Annotated in this window: 21 protein-coding genes; 5 read left to right on the forward strand and 16 right to left on the reverse strand. The window is 61.1% G+C overall.

The features are described from left to right. Positions 1-46: 46 nt before the first annotated feature. The 3 genes from C6Y56_RS25905 to coq7 all read left to right on the forward strand — a co-directional run bounded on the left by C6Y56_RS25905 (position 47) and on the right by coq7 (position 2,008). Positions 47-835 carry an SDR family NAD(P)-dependent oxidoreductase gene (locus C6Y56_RS25905; protein ID WP_169432145.1) on the forward strand — a complete coding sequence of 263 codons (789 nt, stop codon included), beginning with the start codon at positions 47-49 and terminating at the stop codon, positions 833-835. Positions 836-915: 80 nt separating this feature from the next. After that, a complete protein-coding gene (locus C6Y56_RS25910) occupies positions 916-1,254 on the forward strand; it encodes a histidine triad nucleotide-binding protein (protein ID WP_003228789.1) in 339 nt (112 codons plus the stop codon). A gap of 106 nt (positions 1,255-1,360) precedes the next feature. Continuing rightward, positions 1,361-2,008 carry a 2-polyprenyl-3-methyl-6-methoxy-1,4-benzoquinone monooxygenase gene (gene coq7, locus C6Y56_RS25915; RefSeq protein WP_007956317.1) on the forward strand — a complete coding sequence of 216 codons (648 nt, stop codon included), beginning with the start codon at positions 1,361-1,363 and terminating at the stop codon, positions 2,006-2,008. Positions 2,009-2,069: 61 nt separating this feature from the next. Here the strand turns inward: coq7 and speD are convergent, their stop codons facing one another. Both speD and C6Y56_RS25925 read right to left on the reverse strand, forming a co-directional pair. After that, positions 2,070-2,864, reverse strand: coding sequence for an adenosylmethionine decarboxylase (speD, locus tag C6Y56_RS25920; RefSeq protein ID WP_007956315.1), 795 nt, complete (start codon positions 2,862-2,864; stop codon positions 2,070-2,072). Positions 2,865-3,101: 237 nt separating this feature from the next. Next, the gene (locus C6Y56_RS25925) at positions 3,102-3,524 is read right to left on the reverse strand and encodes an OsmC family protein (protein WP_003228794.1); all 423 of its coding nucleotides are present in this window, start codon (positions 3,522-3,524) and stop codon (positions 3,102-3,104) included. A 235-nt stretch (positions 3,525-3,759) separates the two neighbouring features. Here C6Y56_RS25925 and crp point away from each other — a divergent pair, with 235 nt between their 5' ends. Then, positions 3,760-4,404: a cAMP-activated global transcriptional regulator CRP gene (gene crp, locus C6Y56_RS25930; RefSeq protein WP_169432146.1), complete on the forward strand. Its 645-nt coding sequence runs from the start codon at positions 3,760-3,762 to the stop codon at positions 4,402-4,404. Between the two features lie 10 nt (positions 4,405-4,414). Here crp and C6Y56_RS25935 read toward each other — a convergent pair whose 3' ends face one another. The 4 genes from C6Y56_RS25935 to C6Y56_RS25950 all read right to left on the reverse strand — a co-directional run bounded on the left by C6Y56_RS25935 (position 4,415) and on the right by C6Y56_RS25950 (position 7,734). Further along, on the reverse strand, positions 4,415-5,113 hold the full coding sequence (locus C6Y56_RS25935) for a lipoate--protein ligase family protein (RefSeq protein ID WP_169432147.1): 699 nt from the start codon (positions 5,111-5,113) through the stop codon (positions 4,415-4,417). A gap of 135 nt (positions 5,114-5,248) precedes the next feature. Then, positions 5,249-6,085: an indole-3-glycerol phosphate synthase TrpC gene (gene trpC, locus C6Y56_RS25940; RefSeq protein WP_119427656.1), complete on the reverse strand. Its 837-nt coding sequence runs from the start codon at positions 6,083-6,085 to the stop codon at positions 5,249-5,251. Beyond that, the gene (trpD, locus tag C6Y56_RS25945; RefSeq protein ID WP_169432148.1) at positions 6,082-7,131 is read right to left on the reverse strand and encodes an anthranilate phosphoribosyltransferase; all 1,050 of its coding nucleotides are present in this window, start codon (positions 7,129-7,131) and stop codon (positions 6,082-6,084) included. The genes trpC and trpD overlap by 4 nt, the downstream gene beginning before the upstream one ends. 9 nt (positions 7,132-7,140) lie before the next feature. Further along, positions 7,141-7,734 carry an aminodeoxychorismate/anthranilate synthase component II gene (locus C6Y56_RS25950; RefSeq protein WP_025113531.1) on the reverse strand — a complete coding sequence of 198 codons (594 nt, stop codon included), beginning with the start codon at positions 7,732-7,734 and terminating at the stop codon, positions 7,141-7,143. A gap of 403 nt (positions 7,735-8,137) precedes the next feature. Between C6Y56_RS25950 and estP the strand changes: the two genes are divergently transcribed. After that, a complete protein-coding gene (gene estP / locus C6Y56_RS25955; protein WP_169432149.1) occupies positions 8,138-10,048 on the forward strand; it encodes an esterase EstP in 1,911 nt (636 codons plus the stop codon). Between the two features lie 70 nt (positions 10,049-10,118). On the opposite strand, the gene trpE is transcribed toward estP, so the two are convergent. The 10 genes from trpE to C6Y56_RS26005 all read right to left on the reverse strand — a co-directional run bounded on the left by trpE (position 10,119) and on the right by C6Y56_RS26005 (position 22,242). Next, entirely contained in the window at positions 10,119-11,597 is a 1,479-nt protein-coding gene (gene trpE / locus C6Y56_RS25960; RefSeq protein WP_169432150.1) for an anthranilate synthase component I, read from the reverse strand. A 71-nt stretch (positions 11,598-11,668) separates the two neighbouring features. Further along, positions 11,669-12,487, reverse strand: a complete 819-nt coding sequence (locus tag C6Y56_RS25965; protein ID WP_169432151.1) for a phosphoglycolate phosphatase — start codon at positions 12,485-12,487, stop codon at positions 11,669-11,671. Continuing rightward, complete coding sequence (rpe, locus tag C6Y56_RS25970; protein WP_003228808.1) at positions 12,484-13,158, reverse strand: ribulose-phosphate 3-epimerase; 675 nt, start codon at positions 13,156-13,158, stop codon at positions 12,484-12,486. The genes C6Y56_RS25965 and rpe overlap by 4 nt, the downstream gene beginning before the upstream one ends. A gap of 114 nt (positions 13,159-13,272) precedes the next feature. Further along, entirely contained in the window at positions 13,273-14,421 is a 1,149-nt protein-coding gene (locus C6Y56_RS25975) for an iron-containing alcohol dehydrogenase (protein ID WP_169432152.1), read from the reverse strand. A gap of 108 nt (positions 14,422-14,529) precedes the next feature. Continuing rightward, the gene (locus tag C6Y56_RS25980; protein ID WP_085688449.1) at positions 14,530-15,354 is read right to left on the reverse strand and encodes an ABC transporter permease; all 825 of its coding nucleotides are present in this window, start codon (positions 15,352-15,354) and stop codon (positions 14,530-14,532) included. A 12-nt stretch (positions 15,355-15,366) separates the two neighbouring features. Continuing rightward, a complete protein-coding gene (locus C6Y56_RS25985; protein WP_085709229.1) occupies positions 15,367-16,614 on the reverse strand; it encodes an ABC transporter permease in 1,248 nt (415 codons plus the stop codon). A gap of 163 nt (positions 16,615-16,777) precedes the next feature. Further along, positions 16,778-17,821 (reverse strand): ABC transporter substrate-binding protein, encoded by a 1,044-nt coding sequence (locus C6Y56_RS25990; protein ID WP_121187472.1) that lies wholly within the window; start codon positions 17,819-17,821, stop codon positions 16,778-16,780. Between the two features lie 48 nt (positions 17,822-17,869). Continuing rightward, complete coding sequence (locus tag C6Y56_RS25995) at positions 17,870-18,994, reverse strand: ABC transporter ATP-binding protein (RefSeq protein ID WP_007959931.1); 1,125 nt, start codon at positions 18,992-18,994, stop codon at positions 17,870-17,872. Between the two features lie 218 nt (positions 18,995-19,212). Then, complete coding sequence (locus C6Y56_RS26000; protein WP_007959929.1) at positions 19,213-19,842, reverse strand: response regulator; 630 nt, start codon at positions 19,840-19,842, stop codon at positions 19,213-19,215. After that, positions 19,843-22,242 (reverse strand): PAS domain-containing sensor histidine kinase, encoded by a 2,400-nt coding sequence (locus tag C6Y56_RS26005; protein ID WP_169432153.1) that lies wholly within the window; start codon positions 22,240-22,242, stop codon positions 19,843-19,845. Positions 22,243-22,263: the final 21 nt, after the last annotated feature.

A 22,263-nucleotide genomic window follows, 5' to 3' on the forward strand; every position in this document is an offset into this window, starting at 1 on the left:
GTGACACCTGCGTCCACGGCGCGGAGCTGTTGCGATGGAGAACTGCATGACCCGTTACGCTCTGATCACTGGCGCCTCCAGCGGCATCGGTCTGGCCATGGCCGAAGCTCTGGCCCGCCGTGGCCGCAGCCTGATTCTGGTGGCCCGACAGCGTGATCAGCTGGAAAGCATTGCGATTGAACTGACCCAGCGTTTCGGCGTGGAGGTACTGTTCCGGGCCTGCGATCTGGGCGAGCCGCTGCGCCTGTCCGGATTCCTGCTGGAGCTTGAAGAAGGCGACCGGCAGATCGATCTGCTGGTGAACTGTGCCGGCATCGGAACCTGCGGGCCTTTCCTGGCCCAGGACTGGATGACCGAGCAGGACCTGATCGAGGTGAACATCCTCGCCCTCACCCGCCTGTGCCACGCGATCGGCAACAGCATGGCCCTGCAGGGTGGCGGGCAGATTCTCAACGTGGCGTCGGTCGCCGCGTTCAATCCCGGCCCGTGGATGAGCACTTACTACGCCAGCAAGGCCTACGTCCTGCACTTCTCCGAAGCGCTGCGGGTGGAACTGAAAAAGTGTGCCGTGAAAGTCTCCGTGCTCTGCCCAGGCCCGACGCGCACGGCGTTCTTTCGCACAGAGCAACTGAACAACGACAAACTCAACGCCAGCAAACTGCTGATGAGCCCCGAAGAGGTCGCGCTATACACCGTGCGCGCCCTGGAGAAAAACCGCGCAATCATCATTCCCGGGCGCCGGAACCGCTGGTTCGCCTTTCTGCCGCGACTGGGTTCGCGCTGGCTCAACCGCACCATCGTCGGCATGGTCAACAAAGCTTACTGCCCCCGCTGAAGGGCCGGCAGGCAAATGGCTGGGCGCGGTGTTCCCTCGTGGGTACACTCAGCCCAGCTCACACAACGGAGAAAACAGCTGTGGATACTCTGTTCACCAAGATCATCAACCGGGAGATCCCGGCGAAGATCATCTACGAGGACGACCAGGTTCTGGCGTTCCACGACATCGCCCCACAGGCACCGGTGCATTTTCTGGTGATCCCGAAGAAACCGGTGCGCACCCTCAACGACCTGACCGAAGACGACAAGGCACTGGCCGGGCATATCCTGTTCACCGCCCAGCGTCTGGCGCTGGAGCTGGGTTGCGAAGAAGGTTTCCGGGTGGTGATGAACTGCAATGAAAAGGGTGGGCAGACGGTCTACCACATTCATATGCACGTACTCGGTCAACGCCAGATGAACTGGCCACCGGGCTGATCCACCTCAAAATCTGTGGGGGCGCCCTGCTCCCACATGACCCAGCGCAAACCTTCCCCGGCCGATTCGGTTAAACTGGTCGCCGAGATTCTTCCCGGAGGTCAGCATGACTACCCAACGTCACTATTCGCCAATTGACCGTCTTCTGCTGCAAGCCGATGCCGCGATGCGAACCCTGCTGCCCTTCAGCGGCCAACCGTACCGTCCGTCGCCCGCCATCGTGCAGCCCGACGTGCAGATGAGCGACGAAGACACCCGCCACGTCGCCGGCCTGATGCGCATCAACCATACCGGTGAAGTCTGTGCCCAGGCGCTGTATCAAGGTCAGGCACTGACCGCCAAGCTGCCGCAGGTGCGCGAAGCCATGGAACATGCGGCCGAAGAAGAGATCGATCATCTGGTCTGGTGTGAACAGCGCATTCATCAGTTGGGCAGCCACACCAGCGTACTCAACCCGCTGTTCTACGGCATGTCGTTCGGGATTGGCGCGGTTGCGGGGCTGATCAGCGACAAGGTCAGCCTCGGTTTTGTCGCAGCTACCGAGCATCAGGTGTGCAAGCACTTGAACGAGCATCTGGAGCAACTGCCGGCCGAGGACGAAAAGTCCCGGGCAATTCTTGAGCAGATGCGTATCGACGAAGAACATCACGCGGAAAGTGCACTGGAGGCCGGCGGATTCCGCTTCCCGGCGCCGGTGAAGTTCGGCATGAGCCTGTTGGCCAAAGTGATGACCAAGAGCACCTACCGAATCTGAAAAACGCCCATAAAAAAGGCGACTGCCGCAAAGCAGTCGCCTTTTTTTGGGCCTGGATTTCTTAGCTCGGCATATTGCGCGCGTAGAAGATTTCCAGCATTTCGTGTTTCACGCGCTCGGTCACCTGGGCGCGTTGCTCGGACGACAGGTTACTGGTGGCATCGCCGAACAGGTAGTTATCCAGTTCGAAGTTCTTCAGTAGCATTTTGGTGTGGAACAGGTTTTCCTGATACACGTTCACGTCGGTCATCTGGTACGCGTCGCGAGTGTCTTCAGAGAGGTAGTTCTGGATCGAATTGATCTCGTGGTCGATGAAGTGCTTGTTGCCTTCAACGTCACGGGTGAAGCCGCGCACACGGTAATCCACAGTCACGATGTCCGAATCGAACTGGTGAATGAGGAAGTTGAGCGCTTTGAGCGGTGAAATGACGCCACAGGTCGACACGTCGATGTCCACACGGAACGTCGCAATACCGGCGTCCGGATGGATTTCCGGGTAGGTATGCACCGTGATGTGACTCTTGTCGAGGTGGGCCAGGATGATTTCCGGCAGCGGACCCGGGGACTCTTCGATCTGGCTTTCGGTCGGGGTCACCGGCTCTTCCGAGATCAGAATCGTGACGCTGGCACCCTGAGGCTCATAGTTCTGACTCGCAATGTTCAGAATGTTGGCACCAATGATTTCGACAACTTCCGTGAGGATCTGCGTCAGGCGTTCGGCGTTGTACTCTTGATTGATGTACTCGACGTAAGCCTGCTGGTCTTGCGGGGTTTCCGCGTAGCAGATGTCATAGATGTTGAAGCTCAAGGTCTTTGTCAGGTTATTGAACCCGTGGAGCTTGAGTTTGCTTTTCACCGTTAAAAACTCTCTATGTATGCGGCCCGGCCGCGTGATCAAGCATGCCCGTCAAGTGCGAACGACGCACCTGCGTAGGACGGTTAACACCTCTTCGCGATGGCGATTTTGGTTATCTGTTCAGGCGGATGACCCGTCGGCTGACCGATCACTGCCCTGAAAAAAGTGGCGCATTATGCAGACGTCAGCGGGGGATCGCCAGAGTCTGCACTGCTTTTATGATAGTTGAATGTCGGTTCAGCCGAGTTCGACGATTTCATAGTCATGGGTGATTGCCACGCCGGCCGCGCCGAGCATGATCGAGGCCGAGCAATACTTCTCGGCAGACAGTTCGATGGCGCGTTTGACCTGGGCTTCTTTCAGGCCACGACCCTTGACCACGAAGTGCATGTGGATCTTGGTGAACACCTTCGGATCTTCGGTCGCGCGTTCGGCTTCCAGGAAAGCTTCGCAGCTTTCAACGGCCTGACGGGACTTTTTCAGGATGCTGACCACGTCGAAATTGCTGCAACCGCCAACGCCCAGCAGGAGCATTTCCATCGGGCGAACACCCAGATTGCGACCACCGGCGTCCGGCGGACCGTCCATGACCACGACATGACCGCTGCCGGATTCGCCGAGGAACATGGCTTCGCCAGCCCATTGGATGCGTGCCTTCATCGCCAAGACTCCACTGTAGAAAAAAGGGTCGCCAGCTTAGCACAGGGCCCCGGTTGGACTGCGAGCGGTGATCCTAGGACGGATGCCCTTACTGCGTAGGTAATTTCTCGAATTTTCGACGAAGTGTCTGGTAAGCTGGCGCCAATTCACTGGCGCCCAGTCAGTATTTGTAGCGATCGCCTCAGCGCCTCATATAAAACCAAATATAACCGTGCAGTCTTTTCGGGATACAACCATGGTTGGTATTACCCCCACACCCAAAATCAAGAACCTCGACAAGCTGCTGATGCATTGCCAGCGCCGGCGTCATGCGGCCAAGAGCAACATCATCTGCGCCGGGGACCGCTCGGACACGCTGTACTTCATCATCCGCGGTTCAGTCACGATCCTGATCGAGGATGATGACGGCCGCGAAATGATCATTGCGTATCTGAATGCCGGGGACTTCTTCGGTGAACTGGGCCTGTTCGAACAGGCCGGCCAGGAACAGGAGCGCAGTGCCTGGGTACGGGCCAAGGTCGAGTGCGAAGTCGCAGAAATCAGCTACACCAAATTCCGTGAGTTATCGCAGCAGGATCCAGACATTCTTTACGTGCTCAGCGGACAAATCGCACAACGCCTGCGCAACACCACGCGCAAGGTCGGCGATCTGGCGTTCTTCGACGTCACTGGCCGTGTCGCTCGCTGTCTGCTGGAGCTGTGCAAACAGCCTGACGCGATGACCCACCCGGACGGTATGCAGATCAAGGTCACCCGCCAGGAGATCGGGCGGATTGTCGGTTGTTCGCGGGAGATGGTCGGTCGCGTGCTCAAGGATCTTGAAGAACGCAACCTGGTAGATGTGAAAGGCAAGACCATGGTGGTCTTCGGCACTCGCTGAGTTCGAAAGCTCAGACGGCGTAGATCTGCGCCAGCCTCAAACGAAAGAGTTCATCGAGTCGCGCCAATGCATGGGGCGCCGGAAATTTTTCATGCAGCGCGATGTGGCTGGCAGCACGTACCCGCTGCTCCAGGCCACACGCCTCATTGAAGCGGTTGACCGCCGCGACCATCGATTCGCGCTCGTCATCCAGCAGCATCGCACCGTGCACCAGGCCCACCGGGCGCTGACCGCCTTGACTCTGGCGCCAGCGCTGCGCGGTGCCAACCATCTTGCGGCCGTCGAGGTTGACGTTGAAGCGACCGTCGCAGAATGCACCGTCAATTTCACCCAGCGAAGACACGCCGCCCAACTCATCCAGCAACTGACAGATCGGATCACACAGGCGCCGGTAACCGGTTTCGATGCGATTCAGATCGCCTTCGCTGCGAGGCGGTGCGTAGACCAGTGCAATGTTGATCGTCGACGCCGATTGCGGAACAGGTTCACCGCCGGTTTCGCGCAGCAACACCGGCCAGCCGGCCGCAGCGGAGACTTCGCAAGCGTGATCGAATCCGGGGAGGCGATTCAAGCGGCGGGGCATGACCAGCGCTCGATCACTGGGCTGCCAGAACAGCAGGCCGCACTCTGCATCGCCGGCGCAGACCGAGGCCAGCAGATCCTGTTCGGCTTGCAGGCCGGCTTCGATGGGCAGGGAAACTGGAGTCATAAAGAAGTCCGTTAGACGATCAGTCTGTGGTGAATCTTATGGCCTCTTCGCGAGCAAGCCCGCTCCCACATCAGGAATGCATTTCTCCTGCGGGAGCGGGCTTGCCCGCGAACGAGTCGACTCGGTCTGAAGGAATCAGTCGAGGGTCGAACCGCTCACCGGAACGCCGCGCTCAGGGAAGAACAGACGTTGCAGTTCAATGCCCGGGCTTTCGGCGCGCATGAACGCTTCACCGACCAGGAATGCATAAACATCACTGATTTCCATCAGTTCGACATCGGCACGGTTGAGAATCCCGCTCTCGGTGATCACCAGACGATCGCGCGGAATCCGTGGCAGCAGGTCGAGGGTGGTTTCCAGACTCACGTCGAAGGTGTGCAGGTTACGGTTGTTGACCCCGACCAGCGGCGTGTCCAGGGTCTTCAATGCGCGTTCGAGTTCATCGCCGTCGTGGACTTCTACCAGTACATCGAGGCCGACGCCTTTGGCCACCGAGGCCAGTTCGGCCATCTTCACATCATCCAGCGCGGAAACAATCAGCAGCACGCAATCGGCGCCCAGCGCACGGGCTTCGACGATCTGGTACGGATCGATCATGAAGTCCTTGCGAATCACCGGCAGCGAGCACGCGGCGCGGGCCTGTTGCAGGTAGGCATCGGCGCCCTGGAAGTAGTCGATGTCGGTCAGCACCGACAGGCAGGTCGCCCCGCCCTTCTCGTAGCTCTTGGCGATGTCGGCGGGAACGAAGTTCTCGCGGATCACGCCTTTGCTCGGCGACGCCTTCTTGATTTCGGCGATCACGGCCGGCTGTTTCTTCTTGGCCTGTGCCAGCAATGCCTGGGCAAAACCACGGGGTGCATCGGCCGCCTTGGCCAGACTTTCCAGCTCGCTCAGGCTCACACGGGCGCTACGCTCGGCGACCTCCTGAACCTTGCGGGCCAGAATGTTTTCCAGAACCGTCGGTACACTCATCCCTCATTCTCCACTTTGAATACCGCGGTAAAGGCACCCAACTCCTCGAGCTTTTCCCGAGCAAGACCGGTGTGCAGAGCGTCGTGGGCCAGTGCCACGCCTTCTTTCAGACTTGTTGCCAGATCGGCGGCGTACAGCGCCGCACCGGCATTGAGCACGATCATTTCCGCAGCCTTCTGGCCGTTCTCGGTCTTGCGCTTGCCCAGTGCATCGCGGATCAGCGCCAGCGACGCTTCCGGACCTTCGACCGACAGGCCGTGCAGACTCTGGCTCTTCATGCCCAGATCTTCCGGCTCGACCCAGTATTCGGTGATTTCGTTGTTCTTCAGCTCGGCCACGTAGGTCGGCGCGGCGAGACTGAACTCGTCCAGACCGTCCTTCGAATGCACCACCAGCACATGCTGGCTGCCCAGACGTTGCAAGACTTCGGCCAATGGCCGGCACAGGGCCTGGGTGAAAACGCCGACTACCTGATGTTTAACGCCGGCCGGATTCGTAAGCGGGCCGAGCATGTTGAACAGGGTACGCAGGCCCAGATCGCGGCGTGGACCGGCGGCGTACTTCATGGCTTTGTGATGAGTCTGGGCAAACATGAAACCGATGCCGACGTTGTCGATGCAGCGTGCCACCTGAACCGGCGTCAGGTTGAGGTAGATGCCGGCGGCTTCGAGCAGGTCGGCGCTGCCGCTCTTGCCCGACACCGCACGGTTGCCGTGTTTGGCCACGGTGCAGCCGGCAGCGGCAACGACAAAAGCCGAAGCCGTGGAAACGTTGAAAATGTTGGCCCCGTCACCACCGGTGCCGACCACGTCGACCACGCCGTCGAGGGTCTTGAGTTCAACCTGGTCCGCCAGCTCGCGCATCACCGACACCGCGCCGACGATTTCGTCGATGCTTTCGCTCTTCATGCGCATGGCCATCATGAACGCGCCGATCTGCGCGTCGCTGCATTGGCCGGTCATGATTTCGCGCATCACGTCGCGCATTTCTTCGGTGCTGAGGTCGAGGTGATCGACGATACGGCTCAAGGCTGTCTTGATATTCATGGAGAGTCCTTAGCGCGTGCCGCCGGTTTGTTTGAGGAAGTTGGCGAACAGTTCATGGCCCTGCTCGGTGAGAATCGATTCCGGGTGGAACTGTACGCCCTCGATGTTCAGGGTCTTGTGACGCAGGCCCATGATTTCGTCGACCGAGCCGTCATCGTGTTGCGTCCACGCGGTTAGTTCCAGGCAATCGGGCAAAGTATCGTGCTTGACGATCAACGAGTGGTAACGAGTGACGGTCAGCGGATGGTTCAAGCCGGCAAAAACACCCTTGTCCTCGTGGAATACCGGGCTAGTCTTACCGTGCATCACCTGGCGGGCACGCACCACGTCGCCGCCAAAAGCCTGGCCGATGGACTGGTGACCGAGGCAGACGCCGAGGATCGGCAGTTTGCCGGCAAAGTGTTTGATGGCTTCGATGGAGATACCGGCTTCGGTCGGTGTGCACGGACCGGGGGACACCACGATGCGCTCAGGATTGAGCGCTTCGATTTCGGCGATGGTCAGCTCGTCGTTGCGCACAACCTTGACCTCGGCACCCAGCTCGCCGAGGTATTGCACAACGTTGTAGGTAAAGGAGTCGTAGTTGTCGATCATCAGCAACATGGCGTTTCGAACCTCTTGAATTCTGACTTGAAACAGCCTTCGGAAGACTTGCCGCGACGCTGCGCGATGTCGGACGCGCAAGTGGCGACGGCAAGGCGGCATTTCAAACGGGCAAGGAAGGCAAAGCGATACAGATCCGGCGGGGCCGGCAGAAAAGATTCAGGCGCGCCAACGCCAGCGGGCGTGGGCCTTGATGACTTGATCCAGAAGTTTGCTGGTGATCAACACGGGGAAGGTCTCATTCATACGTCTCGGCACAGTAACTTAGCTGGGCAGAGCGTGCAATATGGCCGGGCCTGAAGGGGGGGAAAACTATGGGAGGGTTGACGACCGATGGCAAAACGCCGGAAGTTTTTGGTACTGTCGTTTCGTTCCATACAACAATAAATAAACGGACTTGCTCATGATCAAACAGACGTTGTTTGTACCGCTTGCCGGATGCCTGCTCGCGATGGCCTGCGCCCAGGCGAACGCCGCACCCAATCCTTATTCGAATTTCGTGGTCTTCGGCGACAGCCTGAGCGATGCGGGGACTTTCACCGACAGCGGCGGCCCGGCCGGCGCCACCCAGCGCTACACCAACCGCACCGGCCCGGTCTATCTGGACGGCAGCGGCGAACTGCGCTCGTTGAACTCGACGCAACTGCTTGGAGGCCGCCTCGGTTTCACACCGGATCAGACCGCCTCCTCGTCCTCAGCGGTACGTGCCGGCCAAGGCCAGCCGGACGGTAACAACTGGGCCGTGGGCGGTTACCGCACCGACCAGATTCTCGACTCGATCACCAGCCAGTCCGCCACCGGGGAACGCACCCGCGCCGGTTATCTGCCGTCGAACGGTTTCCGTGCCGACCCCAATGCCCTGTATTACCTCAGCGGGGGCGGCAACGACTTCCTCCAGGGCCGCGTCACCAGCCTGCCTCAGGCCAACGCCGCCGCCGACCGCCTGGTCGACAGCGTACGCACACTGCAAGGCGCCGGTGCCCGCTACATCATGGTCTGGCTGCTGCCGGACATCGGCCTGACGCCAGCCATCAACGGCTCGCCGCTGCAAGCCTTCACCTCGCAACTCAGCGCCCAGTTCAACACCGAACTGGTCAGCCAGTTGCAGAGCGTCAACGCCAACGTCATCCCGCTGAACGTTCCGGTATTGCTAAAAGAGGCGTTCGCCAATCCGGCACAGTTCGGTCTGGCAACCGACCAGAATCTGGTCGGCACCTGCTTCAGCGGCAGCGGCTGCACCGAGAACGCCCGTTACGGGATCAACAGCGCCACACCGGATCCGACCAAACTGATCTACAACGACGCCGTGCATCCGACCGAAGCCGGGCAACGTCTGATTGCCGATTATGCCTACTCGCTGCTGGCCGCCCCATGGGAACTGACCCTGCTGCCGGAAATGGCCCAGGGCACGTTACGTGCGCATCAGGATGAACTGCGCAATCAATGGCTGGCCGACTGGGAGAACTGGCAAGGTGTTGGCCAATGGCGGGCGATTGTCTCCGGCGGTGGTCAGCATCAGGATTTCGATGACCAGCACGCCGCGGCAAGCGCCGACGGCAACGGATATAACCTGAACATCGGCGGCAGCTACCGCCTCGACGATGCCTGGCGCGTCGGTGTGGCAGCCGGTCTCTACCATCAGAAAATCGAAGCCGGCGACAACGACTCCGAGTACAAACTCAACTCCTACATGGGCACCGCGTTCGCCCAGTACCAGCAGAACCGCTGGTGGGGTGACCTGGCCGTTACCGCCGGACATCTGGACTACGACAGCCTGAAGCGCAAGTTCCAGCTGGGGGTCAACGAACGTGGCGAGAAAGGCGATACCGACGGCTATGTGCTGGCCATCGGTGGCCGCGTCGGCTACGACATCGCGCCAGAGGCCAGCAGTCCGTGGCACTTGTCGCCCTTCGTCAGCGCCGATTTCGGCAAGGTGGAAGTCGATGGTTACTCGGAAAAAGGCGCGGACTCTACTGCGCTGACCTTCGATGACCAGTCGCGCAACTCCCGCCGTCTCGGCCTCGGCATCCAGGGCAAATACCAGATCACTGCACAGACCCAGGTCTTCGGCGAATTCGCCCACGAGCGCGAATACAACGACGACGCGCAGGATCTGACGATGAACCTCAACAGCCTGCCGAACAATCGCTACACCCTGGAAGGCTACACACCGCAAACCAACCTCAACCGCCTGAACCTGGGCGTCAGCCACAACCTCACCAAGGAGGTAGCCCTGCGCGCCAGCTACAACATTCGCAAGGATGACGACTTTTCCCAGCAAGGGATCAATGTTGGCGTAAGTCTGGACTTCTGATCAGAAGGCAATAAAAAACGCGGCGCCCTTACAGGCGCCGCGTTTTTTTTGTGGCTGAGTCCCCCGTCACTCAGTCCGGGGTTTGCTCGGCCAGTGCAACAGCACGGAACATCGCACGACGCTTGTTGATGGTTTCTTCCCATTCCAGCGCCGGCACCGAGTCGGCAACGATGCCGCCACCGGCCTGCACGTGCAGTTCGCCGTTCTTGATCACCGCGGTGCGGATCGCAATGGCCGTGTCCATGTTGCCGTTCCAGGCGAAGTAACCGACCGCACCGCCATAAACGCCACGCTTGACCGGTTCCAGCTCGTCGATGATTTCCATCGCACGGATCTTTGGTGCGCCGGACAAGGTGCCGGCCGGCAGGATCGCCCGCAGCGCGTCCATCGCCGTCAGCCCGGCCTTCAACTGGCCGGTGACGTTGGACACGATGTGCATCACGTTGGAATAACGCTCGATGACCATCTTCTCGGTGAGTTTCACCGAACCGATTTCCGAAACACGACCGGTGTCGTTGCGACCGAGGTCGATCAGCATCAAGTGCTCGGCGATCTCCTTGTCGTCGGACAGCAGGTCTTCTTCCAGCGCCACATCTGCTTCTTCGGTAGCCCCACGAGGGCGGGTGCCGGCAATCGGGCGCACGGTGATCAGGTTGTCCTCGACCCGCACCAGCACTTCTGGCGAACTGCCGACGACGTGGAAATCGCCGAAGTTGAAGAAGTACATGTACGGCGTCGGGTTGAAGCAACGCAGTGCGCGGTACAGATCGATCGGGGCAGCCTTGAAGTCGATCGACATGCGCTGGGACGGCACGACCTGCATGCAGTCGCCGGCGAGGATGTATTCCTTGATGGTGTCGACGGCTTTTTCGTAGTCGTCCTGGGTGAAACTGGAGCGGAACACCGGCTCGGCCGCCTGCTGCTTGCTGAAGTCCAGGCCACGGCGCGGGGTGATCGGCTGACGCAGTTTTTCCAGCAGTTGCTGCAATTGCGCCTGGCCCTGCTCGTAGGCATCGGGCTGCGCCGGGTCGGCCAGCACGATCGCGTGCATCTTGCCGGCGAGGTTATCGAACACCACCACCGCATCGGAGACCATCAGCAAAATGTCCGGCACACCCAGCGGATCCGGGTTCGGGCATTTACCCAGGCGCTTCTCTACATAACGCACGCAGTCGTAGCCGAAGTAACCCACCAGGCCGCCATTGAAGCGCGGCAGACCGGCAATGGTCGGCACGTTGTAGCGGGCCTTGAAGGTTTCGACAAAGGCCAGCGGGTCTTCGACGTCGTGGCTTTCGGTCTCGACGCCATCGACGGTAATGCTGACGTGATGGTCATGAACCCGCAGTACGGTGCGGCACGGCAGGCCGATGATCGAGTAACGCCCCCATTTCTCGCCGCCCTGCACCGATTCGAGCAGGTAGGAGTTGGGCTGGTCGGCCAGTTTCAGGTAGATCGACAGCGGGGTGTCGAAGTCGGCCAGGGTTTCGCAGGCCAGCGGGATGCGGTTGTAGCCGTCAGCGGCCAGACGCAGGAATTCTTCGCGGATCATAGGGTGCCTCGTGGTGTGAGGGGCATATCAGTCAGGTGTGCAAACGCGCCGGCAGGCCGGCCAGGAACAAGTCAGGCGCGCCAACGCCAGCGGGCCAGGGCCTTGATGACTTTCATCCAGAGTTTGCGGGTGACCACCACGATGGCGTTTCCAGAAGGGGGTTGAGAAGCGTCGGGCAACGTTATCTCAGCGGCCGTATCCAGGCAACCGGGAATTAGCTTGCGCAGATCGTCGATCACCAGCGCCGGTGATTCCTCGGCAATCGGCCGGCCATGGTTGTAGCCATAACTGAGCCCAACGCATTTGACCCCCGCCGCTTTCGCCGCCAGCACATCGCTGCGCGAATCGCCGACGAACAGTGATTGCGAGGCAGGAATGCCGGACATCTTCATGACGAAGAACAGCGCCGCCGGGTCAGGTTTCTTCTGCGGCAAGGTGTCGCCGCCAATGATCCACTTGAAGTAGCGGCCGATCTTCATCTGATCCAGCAGCGGCGCGACGAAGCGCTCCGGCTTGTTGGTGATCAGCGCCATGGCCACGCCCTGCTTGTGCAGCCATTTCAGGGTGTCGCGCACGCCGGGATAGACCACGGTCAGCTCATGGCTGGCGCCGTAGGCCTCCATGAACACCTCCAGCGCATGCTCGGCTTCGACGTCATCCACGCTGGCATGGTCGATGCCGCCCGCCAGCGCCCGGCGCACCAGCACCGGCGCGCCGTTGCCGACCCACTCGCGCACCGACTCGATACCGGCAGGCTTGCGCCCGAGGGTGAGCAGCATGTTATCCACCGCCGCCGCCAGATCGGGGACCGAATCGATCAGCGTGCCATCCAGATCGAACATCACCAACCGCGGCAGTTGCCCCGGGAACAGCTGCTCAAATCCGCTCATGGGCGGGCCAGCGCCAGTTCGGAACGCATCTTGTCGATGACTTCCTGATAGTTCGGCGCATTGAAGATCGCCGAGCCGGCCACGAAGGTGTCGGCGCCGGCAGCGGCGATTTCACGGATGTTGTTGACGTTGACGCCGCCGTCGATTTCCAGGCGGATGTCACGGCCCGAGGCATCGATGATCGCCCGCGCTTCACGCAGCTTGTCGAGGGTGCCGGGGATGAATTTCTGCCCGCCGAAGCCCGGGTTGACGCTCATCAGCAAGACCATGTCGACCTTGTCGATCACGTACTTGAGCACGTCCAGCGGGGTCGCCGGGTTGAACACCAGGCCGGACTTGCAGCCGCCTTCACGGATCAGTTGCAGCGAACGATCGACGTGCAGCGTGGCTTCCGGGTGGAAGGTGATGTAGGTGGCGCCCGCCTCGATGAAGTCACCGACGATGCGATCCACCGGGCTGACCATCAGGTGCGCGTCGATCGGCGCGGTGATGCCGTACTTGCGCAGCGCGGCGCAGACCATCGGGCCGATGGTCAGGTTCGGCACGTAGTGGTTGTCCATGACATCGAAGTGGACGAAGTCGGCACCGGCGGCCAGAACATTGTCCACTTCCTCGCCCAGGCGGGCGAAGTCGGCGGAGAGAATCGACGGAGCAATAACGAAGGGCTGCATGACGCACCTTTTCTGAGCTAAATCACGATGGCGCGCATTGTATACCTCAAGTTTCCGCGCGCGCACCGTGACCGCGATGATTGGGTTGTGCCATGACCGATGACTGTCGGGTTCTCAGTACGCCGCCCGGTAGATCTTCTCGATGTCGCCAGCGCTGAGCTTGCGCGGGTTGTTGCGCATCAGCCGCTCGATCCCGGCGGCCTCCACGGCCATGGCCGGAATCGCCTCTTCGGGCACGTCGAAACTGCGCAGCCCCTGCGGGATTTCCACCGCGGCACACAGTTCGGTCATCGCCGTGACGGCACTGTCCGCCGCTTCATTGAGACTCAGATGAGCGGTCTTCACCCCCATGGCTTCGGCGATATCCTGCATCCGTTCGACGCAGGCCATCTTGTTCCAGCTCATGACATACGGCAGCAACAGCGCATTACTGACGCCGTGGGCAATGTTGAAACGTCCGCCCAGTGGATACGCCAGCGCATGCACCGCGCCGACCCCGGCATTGCCGAACGCCATGCCGGCCATCAGGCTGGCGGTGGCCATGTCTTCCCGGGCCTGCAGGTTGGAGGGGTTGGCGTAAGCCTTGGGCAAGGACCGGGCAATCAGTTTGATTGCGCCGATGGCCAGCGAATCGGTGATCGGCGAGGCATTCAGCGAAAGGTAGGATTCGATGGCATGCACCAGCGCATCGACACCACTGGCGGCGGTGACGCTGCGCGGACAGGTCAGGGTCATCTGCGGACTGACCAGCGCCACATCCGGCAACAGGTAGTCGCTGACGATGCCTTTCTTCAGTTGCGCGACCTTGTCCGAAAGAATGGCGACGTTGGTCACTTCAGACCCCGTGCCGGCGGTGGTCGGGATGGCGATCAGCGGCGGGCCTTTGCGCGGCACCTGATCGACGCCGAACAGATCTTCCAGCGCGCCGTGATAACCGGCGTACGCCGCGACACTCTTGGCAATGTCGATGGCACTGCCGCCGCCCAGGCCGATCAACCCGTCATGCCCGCCCTCTCGGTAGACGCGCATGCAGTCCTCGACGATGGCGATTTCCGGATCCGGCAATACCCGGTCGAAAATCTCATACTCGCGCTCGCCAATCTGCGCCAGCGCCAGCTCCACCGTACCGGACTTGACCAGCGCGGCGTCGGTGACGATCAATGGGTTGTCGATATCCAGCCGCGTGAGCTCAGCCGCCAGTTGCTCGATGGCCCCGGCGCCGGTGATCAATTTGTGAGCGATCTTGAACGAGGAAAGACTCATCGTGCGCAGCCTCTTATAGATGTGGGAGCTGAGCACAAGCGTAGCTGGGGAATTCGGGTTGTCTGTCATTCAGCGCATGAATGGCAGACAACCCGGAACTTGCAGTCGTCAGACTTGAGCAGTACGCAATTTCTCACTCCGCCCACGCAACCACTCCAGCGTCAGCAACAGAATCACCGAGAAGGCAATCAACAACGTCGCAGCCGCCGCAATCGTCGGGCTCAGGTTCTCGCGAATCCCGCTGAACATCTGTCGTGGCAACGTCGCCTGCTCGGGACCTGCAAGAAACAGCGTCACCACCACTTCATCGAACGAGGTCGCAAAGGCAAACAACGCACCGGAAATCACCCCCGGCGCAATCAGCGGCAAGGTCACCCGGCGGAACGTCACCAGCGGTGAAGCCCCAAGACTGGCCGCCGCCCGCACCAGGTTATGGTTGAACCCCTGCAACGTCGCCGACACCGTGATGATCACGAAGGGCACACCGAGCACCGCGTGCACCACGATCAGCGAGAAGAAACTGTTGCCCAGGCCCAGCGGCGCGAAGAACAGGTAACTGGCCACACCGATGATCACCACCGGCACCACCATCGGCGAAATCACCAGCGCCATCACCAGCGGCTTGCCGGGGAAGTCGCCACGGGTCAGGCCGATGGCCGCCAGCGTACCGAACACCATTGCCAGCACCGTCGCGGCCGGGGCGACGATGATGCTGTTCTTCAGCGAGCGCATCCATTCCGCCGAGGCGAAGAAGTCCTGATACCAGTGCAGCGAAAAACCTTGCAGCGGGTACACCAGGAAACTGCCCGAGTTGAACGACAGCGGCACGATCACCAGCACCGGCAGGATCAGGAACAACAGGATCAAGCCGCAGAGGATCCGCAAGCTGTAGAACCACACCCGCTCGACGGGCGACATATAAGGACTCAGCATTTCAAATTCCCCTTAGCTCAGGCGCAGGCGACTGGCGCCCACCAGCCAGCTGTAGATCAGATAAAGCACCACGGTCGCCAGCAGCAACAAGCCGCCGAGCGCAGTGGCCATGCCCCAGTTGATGCTGGTGTTGGTGTAGAACGCGACGAAGTAGCTGACCATCTGATCGTTCGGGCTGCCCAGCAGCGCCGGGGTGATGTAGTAGCCGATGGCGAGGATGAACACCAACAGACAACCGGCGCCGACACCGGCGTAGGTCTGCGGGAAGTACACCCGCCAGAAACTGGCGAACGGATGGCAGCCCAGAGAAATCGCGGCGCGCATATAGGTTGGCGAGATGCCTTTCATCACGCTGTAGATCGGCAGGATCATGAACGGCAGCAGGATGTGCACCATCGAGATGTAGACCCCGGTACGGTTGAACACCAGCTCCAGCGGTTTATCGATGATGCCCATCGCCATCAGCGCGCTGTTGATCAATCCGCCGGATTGCAGCAACACGATCCACGCGGCGACCCGCACCAGGATCGACGTCCAGAACGGCAGCAGCACCAGAATCATCAGCAGGTTGCTTTGACGCGACGGCAGGTTGGCCAGCAGGTAGGCCAGCGGATACGCCAGCACCAGGCAGATCACGGTGATGATCAGGCCCATCCAGAAGGTTCGGGCGAAGATGTCGAGGTAGATCGCCTGATCCGGCGTGGCCGGGGCCAGTTCACCGAGGTCGTCGATGCGATGATCCACCGCCGCCAGCAGATAGAACGGCGTGATGCTGCTGGTGTTGCGCTTCACCGCTTGCCAGTAGGCCGGATCACCCCAACGCTCGTCGAGGCCTTCCAGCGCTTCTTTATAAGAGGCCGGCTCACTGGCGAATGGCAGCGAGCGGGCGGTTTTGGTCAGCAGGCTGCGATAGCCGGCCAACTCCATGTTCAGGCGCTTGGACAGATCGCCCAACGTCTGGTTTTTACGGGCTTCGGCGAGGTCTTCGCCGGCGGCCTTGTAGACCGGCTCGGCGGGCAGGCCGCGACCGTCCCAACTGGCAATGGCCGCCACGGTGCGCGGCATGCCGCCGACCACTTCCGGGTTGCCGACACTTTTATAGAGCAGCGCCACGATCGGTACCAGGAACACCAGCAACAGAAACAGCACCAGCGGCGCGATCAGCGCCTGGGCCTTCCAGCGGTTGACCCGCTCGGCGTGCTTGAGCCGCTGCTTCAAGGTGGGGCTGTTGCCCTCGTTCAGGGGAACGGCGATGGCCATGACGTACTCCGCAAATCTTTGATCGTTACAGAGGCGGCAAGCCACCTCGAACTTTTAATGTGGGAGCGGGCTTGCTCGCGAAGGCGGCGTGTCAGTCGACATCAATGTGAATGTGCTGACGCTTTCGCGAGCAAGCCCGCTCCCAGGAGGGCAAGCCCTCTGGTTACTTCGCAGCCCAGGAATTGAAGCGCTGCTCCAGTTGCTCGCCGTTGTCAGCCCAGAAGCTGACGTCGATCTGCACCTGGTTGGCGATGTTTTCCGGGGTGGTCGGCATGTCTTTCAGGATCGCCTTGTCCAGCAATGGCACTGCCTGAGAGTTGGCCGGGCCGTAGGCGATGTTTTCCGAGTAGGTCTTCTGTTGTTGTGGCTGCACCGAGAACGCGATGAATTTCTTCGCCGCTTCGGCGCGCTTGGCGTCCAGGCCTTTCGGGATGGCCCACGCGTCAAAGTCGTAGATGCCGCCGTTCCACACCACTTTCAGGTTGGATTCTTTCTGCACCGCAGCGATACGACCGTTGTAGGCCGAGCTCATCACCACGTCGCCGGAAGCGAGATACTGCGGCGGCTGAGCGCCGGCTTCCCACCACTGAATGTTCGGTTTCAGCTCATCCAGTTTCTTGAATGCGCGATCCTGTCCGCCCTTGCTCGCCAGTTCCTTGTAGACGTCTTTCGGCGCAACGCCGTCGGCCATCAGTGCGAATTCGAGGGTGTACTTGGCGCCCTTGCGCAGGCCGCGCTTGCCGGGGAATTTCTTGGTGTCCCAGAAATCCGCCCAGCTGGTCGGTGCGGTTTTCAGCTTGTCGGCGTTGTAGGCCAGCACGGTCGACCACACGAAGAAGCCCACGCCACACGGCTGGATCGCGCCTTTGACGTAGTCTTCGGTCTTGCCGAACAACGCGGGGTCGAGTTGTTCGAACATGTCTTCGTCGCAGCCACGGGACAGCTCCGGCGATTCAACCTCTACCAGATCCCAGGACACGCTTTTGGTGTCGACCATGGCTTTGACCTTGGCCATCTCACCGTTGTACTCGCCGGCGACGATCTTGCCGTTGCCCGCCGCTTCCCACGGTGCGTAGAAGGCTTTGACTTGCGCCGCCTTGTTCGCCCCGCCAAACGACACCACGGTCAGATCCGGCCCAGCGGCCATTGCGCTTGCCGCACCCATCAGGCCCAGGGTCAGGGCTGTGAACTTCAGGGATCTCAACATTTATTGTTCTCTCCACGTGCAGGGTTGGTGTTGGTATTGCCGGGGCGCTTAGTGCGCCTCTAGAAGAGGATCAAGCGCGCGAACGTGCTCGACCTGCCAGCCAAGCGGAACCACGTCGCCGACCGCGAGCGCTGGATCGAGCTCGGCAATCGGTTGTTTCACGAAGAAGTCGGTCTTGCCGCAGACTTCCAGGCGCACCCGGACGTGGTCGCCCAGATAGATGAATTCGGCCACCCGCCCGGAGAAGCGGTTGACGCATTGGTCGCTCGAACCGTTGAGGCTGACGCGCTCCGGACGGATCGACAGGGTGACCGGCTCGCCGGTCTGGCCGATGTTGACCGCCAGCGCCTCGACCTTTTCCCCACGCCCCAGCTCGACCACGCAACGCTCGCCGTTCTGGCTGAGCAGGCGACCGTTGAGGCGGTTGTTCTCGCCGATGAAGTTGGCGACGAAGGTGTTTTTCGGTTCTTCGTAGAGGGTGCGCGGCGGGGCGATCTGCTGGATCTCGCCCTGGTGGAACACGGCGACACGGTCGGACATGGTCAGGGCTTCGCCCTGGTCGTGGGTCACATAGACCACCGTCACGCCGAGACGCTGGTGCAGGTGTTTGATTTCCATCTGCATGTGTTCGCGCAGTTGCTTGTCGAGAGCGCCGAGGGGTTCGTCCATCAGCACCAGCTGCGGCTCGAACACCAGCGCACGGGCCAAAGCCACACGCTGTTGCTGGCCGCCGGACAGTTGCGCCGGGTAACGCGATGCGAAAGCGTCGAGCTGAACCATGCTCAGGACTTTCTTGACCTTGTCGCTGACATCGCTCTTGTTCAGGCCACGCACGGTCAGCGGAAACGCCAGGTTTTCAGCAACGGTCATGTGCGGAAACAGCGCGTAGTTCTGGAACACCATGCCGATGTCGCGCTTGTGCGGCGGCACGTTGTTGATCGCCCGCCCGGCAAGGAGAATTTCGCCGGCGGTCGGCGTCTCGAAACCGGCGAGCATCATCAGGCTGGTGGTCTTGCCGGAGCCGGACGGTCCGAGCAAGGTGAGGAATTCGCCCTTGCGAATGTCCAGGTTGAGGTCTTTGACGATCAGGTTCTCGCCGTCGTAGCTCTTCTGCACTCCACGAAAGCTGACCAGCACATCGCTGGCCCCTGCGTTTGATTCGACCTGGCTCATACCCACACCTTTGTTATTGATGACTGCTGTGGGAGTAAGCCTAGTGGCTGCTTGCAGTCACGCAAATCGGGGCGCAGGAGAGAATCGCCTCAGCCGGATGGAAGGCCGGGGGTAGGGATTGCCCTACAAGGATGGCGCGTTTTGGCAAACCCGACGCAAGGGTCGGGGCTCAAGCCGCCAGAACCGGTAAAAGTGCCTGTCGCTATTGGATATGTCGCTCAGAGGAGCTTGTGTTCCATCGCGTACTTCACCAGCTCGGCGAGCGAAGTGATGTTGAGTTTCTGCATCAACCGCGCCTTGTGGGTGCTGATGGTCTTGCTGCTCAGGGCCAGTTGCTGGGCGATGTCATTGACGTTGGCGCCTTGCGCCAGGCGCTCGAACACCGAGAACTCGCGCTCGGACAGCAACGAATGCAGCGGTCGCGCATCGGTCAGGCCGACTTCGAAGACCATCCGGTCGGCCAGCTCCGGATCGATGTAGCGCCCGCCCGCCGCGACCTTGCGGATTGCCGTCAACAGCAGCGCCGGATCGCTGTCCTTGGTCGCATACCCGGCGGCGCCGACCTTCAGCGCCCGGGCGGCCATCTGCGCTTCGTCATGCATCGACAGCACCAGAATCGCCGGCGGATGGTTCAGCGCGCGAATCCGAGGAATCGCTTCGAGCCCGTTGACGCCAGGCATCGAGATATCCAGCAACACCACTTCGCAGGGCACGTTGCGCAGGGTTTCCAGCAATTGCTCGCCGTTGCTCGCCTCCCCCACCACTTGCAGATCCTTGGCCAGGCCGATCAATTGCTTGATGCCTTCGCGAACGATGGTGTGGTCTTCGGCTACCAGTACACGGATCACTTACTTCTCCTCATCCAATGGCACCCTCACGCTCAGCGTGGTGCCCTCGCCCGGCTCGCTGTCGAGTGACAGTTGCCCGCCCATGATCAACACCCGCTCGCGCATGCCCACCAGTCCAAAGGATGTCGGCCTGCCAGCAGCGGCGACAAATCCTACGCCATCATCGCTGACCGTCAGACACAATTCGTCGCCTTCCTGCGCCAGCGTCAGTTCTACAGTATGCGCCTGGGCATGGCGCATGACGTTGGTCAGCGCCTCCTGCAGAATGCGGAACAGGCCGATGGCCTTGGCATCGCTGAGCGGCGGCAGATTGTCCGGTACCTGCACCAGACACGGAATCTGCGTGCGCGCCTCGAATCGCCGCGCCTGCCACTCGATGGCCGAGGCAATCCCGGCATCAAGGATCGGCGGGCGCAATGCCGTCGCCACATCGCGCACCAACTGGAACAACTGGGCGATCAGGCGTTTCATGCTGTTCAGGCGTTCGTTCAGACCCGGATCGAGTTGCGCGTAGGCCAGTTCGCACATCGATGTCTCCAGTTTCAGCACCGTCAGCATCTGCCCCAGTTCATCGTGAACCTCGCGGGCGATGCGCGCCTTCTCTTCTTCCCGCACGCTTTCGAGGTGCGCCGACAGTTCGCGCAGTTGTTCGCGCGATGCCGCCAGCTCCAGCTCGATGCGTTTGCTTTCAGTGATGTCCCAGACAATGCCGTCCCAGACGTAGGTGCCGTCCTCCAGTTGCCGGGTGATGGCCTTGATCTCGGCCCAGCGCTGTTCGCCCTGTCGCGTAAGGATCCTCCCCTGCCACGACCAGTCGCTGTCGGTGTCCAGCGCCTGATCCTGGGTCTGGTGATAAGCGGCCCGGTCATCCGGATGCACCAGACTGCGCAGGCCCATGTCGCGATGGGCGATGGCGGCCGGCGCGTAGCCGACCAGACTCTCGCTGCCCTCGCTGATGTAGGCAAAGTCGATCTGCCCGGTCACCGGCGCCCGCTCCAGGCGGAACACCAGCCCCGGCACGTTGGCGGCGATGCCTTGCAGGCGCGCCTCGCTTTCCTGCAACGCGGCCAGGGCACGTCGGCGTTCGGTCACGTCGGTGAGGTAGACCACCAGATACTCGCTGTCGCGAAAGCGCAGGAAACTCAGCGACACATCCGCCGGCAACACGCTGCCATCGGCTCGCACACAGCTGGTTTCAAAGCTGAGGGGTCCTTCTTCGCTGGCCCGGGCGCGCTTCCACAGGTTGAGCCAGCGATCCATGTGCAGACCGGGTTCGAAGTCGATCAGCGGTCGCTCGATCAGCGCGCCCTGTGGATAACCGAGCATGTGTTCCGCCGCACGGTTGGCGTAGCGCACGTGGCTGTCCCAGTTGACCCAGAGAATGCCGACGGTGCTCTGGTCGATGGAAAACTGGGTCAGGCGCAAGGCCTCTTCACTGGCGGCGCGCAGGGCGATGTCTTCCCGGGCGGCCAGCAGGCGTAACTCGAGGCTGTGTTGCTGACGCCGCTGCCAGACGATGATCGCCGCGCAACTGAGCAGCAACAGGGCCAGCAGCAGGGTCAGGTTCTGCCAGAACCCGGGCGATTCCGAGAACCGTGGGTATTTGGGTTGCAGCCATTGGGTGTGCAGGCGTTCCAGATCTTTCGCCGGGATCGCCCGCAAGGCACTTTCGACGATCCCGGCCAGCTCGGGCCAGTCACGACGGGTGGCGACCCGCAGCAGTTGCGGCAGACCGATGTCGCCGACCACCACCAGCCCGGCAAACTCCGGCTCTGTCGACAGACGCCCCAGTTGCGCTTCATCCACCACGGCGTAAGACGCCTGCTGACTCAACAACAACTGCAACGCCTGACGCTCCAGCGGCACGCCTTGCAGATTCAGATGGGGATAGTTGCCGCGCAAATAATCGGCCGTGACGCTGGGCATGCGTACCGCAACCCGGACCTGAGTGTCGAGTTTTTCCAGCTCCACCGAACCGCTGGCCTTCTGGTCGCTGACCACCAGTTGCGGCACGCGCATGTAGGGATCGGAGAACTGCCAAAGGCGCAGCGCACCCGGCGTCTGGGTCAGACCCGGGGCGAGATCGATCTCACCATCACGTGCGGCGGCTTCAAGCTGCTCCAGGTCTGGAAAATTGCGCCAGCTGAGCTCGATGTCCAGCGCCCTGGCCAGCCATTTCATCAACTCGACGTTGACCCCGGACAAGCGCTGCAGGCGCCGGTCGTATTGCGCGTACGGTGCCTGCAACACCAGGCCGACCCGCAATTCATGGTGCTGCGCCAGCCATTGACGCTCGCTCGCCGACAACTGCGCGACATGACTCGCAGGCGCAGGTGCCGCCCACCCCATCAAGGGAAACGCCAGACAGCCGATAACCCACAGGCAGCAAAACCGCATCATTGACATCTCATAACCTGACAA

It is taken from the genome of Pseudomonas fluorescens (assembly GCF_012974785.1).
Lineage (GTDB): Bacteria > Pseudomonadota > Gammaproteobacteria > Pseudomonadales > Pseudomonadaceae > Aquipseudomonas > Aquipseudomonas fluorescens_BT.

Excerpts from the sequence above, each read along its gene's own strand:
- C6Y56_RS26005 (WP_169432153.1), bottom strand. The coding sequence starts at position 22,242 with ATGATGCGGTTTTGCTGCCTGTGGGTTATCGGCTGTCTGGCGTTTCCC.
- coq7 (WP_007956317.1), top strand. The coding sequence starts at position 1,361 with ATGACTACCCAACGTCACTATTCGCCAATTGACCGTCTTCTGCTGCAA.
- C6Y56_RS25950 (WP_025113531.1), bottom strand. The coding sequence starts at position 7,734 with ATGTTGCTGATGATCGACAACTACGACTCCTTTACCTACAACGTTGTG.
- crp (WP_169432146.1), top strand. The coding sequence starts at position 3,760 with ATGGTTGGTATTACCCCCACACCCAAAATCAAGAACCTCGACAAGCTG.
- C6Y56_RS25985 (WP_085709229.1), bottom strand. The coding sequence starts at position 16,614 with ATGGCCATCGCCGTTCCCCTGAACGAGGGCAACAGCCCCACCTTGAAG.
- estP (WP_169432149.1), top strand. The coding sequence starts at position 8,138 with ATGATCAAACAGACGTTGTTTGTACCGCTTGCCGGATGCCTGCTCGCG.
- trpE (WP_169432150.1), bottom strand. The coding sequence starts at position 11,597 with ATGATCCGCGAAGAATTCCTGCGTCTGGCCGCTGACGGCTACAACCGC.
- C6Y56_RS25905 (WP_169432145.1), top strand. The coding sequence starts at position 47 with ATGACCCGTTACGCTCTGATCACTGGCGCCTCCAGCGGCATCGGTCTG.
- C6Y56_RS25990 (WP_121187472.1), bottom strand. The coding sequence starts at position 17,821 with ATGTTGAGATCCCTGAAGTTCACAGCCCTGACCCTGGGCCTGATGGGT.
- C6Y56_RS25975 (WP_169432152.1), bottom strand. The coding sequence starts at position 14,421 with ATGAGTCTTTCCTCGTTCAAGATCGCTCACAAATTGATCACCGGCGCC.
- C6Y56_RS25965 (WP_169432151.1), bottom strand. The coding sequence starts at position 12,487 with ATGAGCGGATTTGAGCAGCTGTTCCCGGGGCAACTGCCGCGGTTGGTG.
- C6Y56_RS25980 (WP_085688449.1), bottom strand. The coding sequence starts at position 15,354 with ATGCTGAGTCCTTATATGTCGCCCGTCGAGCGGGTGTGGTTCTACAGC.
- trpC (WP_119427656.1), bottom strand. The coding sequence starts at position 6,085 with ATGAGTGTACCGACGGTTCTGGAAAACATTCTGGCCCGCAAGGTTCAG.
- rpe (WP_003228808.1), bottom strand. The coding sequence starts at position 13,158 with ATGCAGCCCTTCGTTATTGCTCCGTCGATTCTCTCCGCCGACTTCGCC.
- C6Y56_RS25925 (WP_003228794.1), bottom strand. The coding sequence starts at position 3,524 with ATGAAGGCACGCATCCAATGGGCTGGCGAAGCCATGTTCCTCGGCGAA.
- C6Y56_RS25995 (WP_007959931.1), bottom strand. The coding sequence starts at position 18,994 with ATGAGCCAGGTCGAATCAAACGCAGGGGCCAGCGATGTGCTGGTCAGC.
- trpD (WP_169432148.1), bottom strand. The coding sequence starts at position 7,131 with ATGAATATCAAGACAGCCTTGAGCCGTATCGTCGATCACCTCGACCTC.
- C6Y56_RS25935 (WP_169432147.1), bottom strand. The coding sequence starts at position 5,113 with ATGACTCCAGTTTCCCTGCCCATCGAAGCCGGCCTGCAAGCCGAACAG.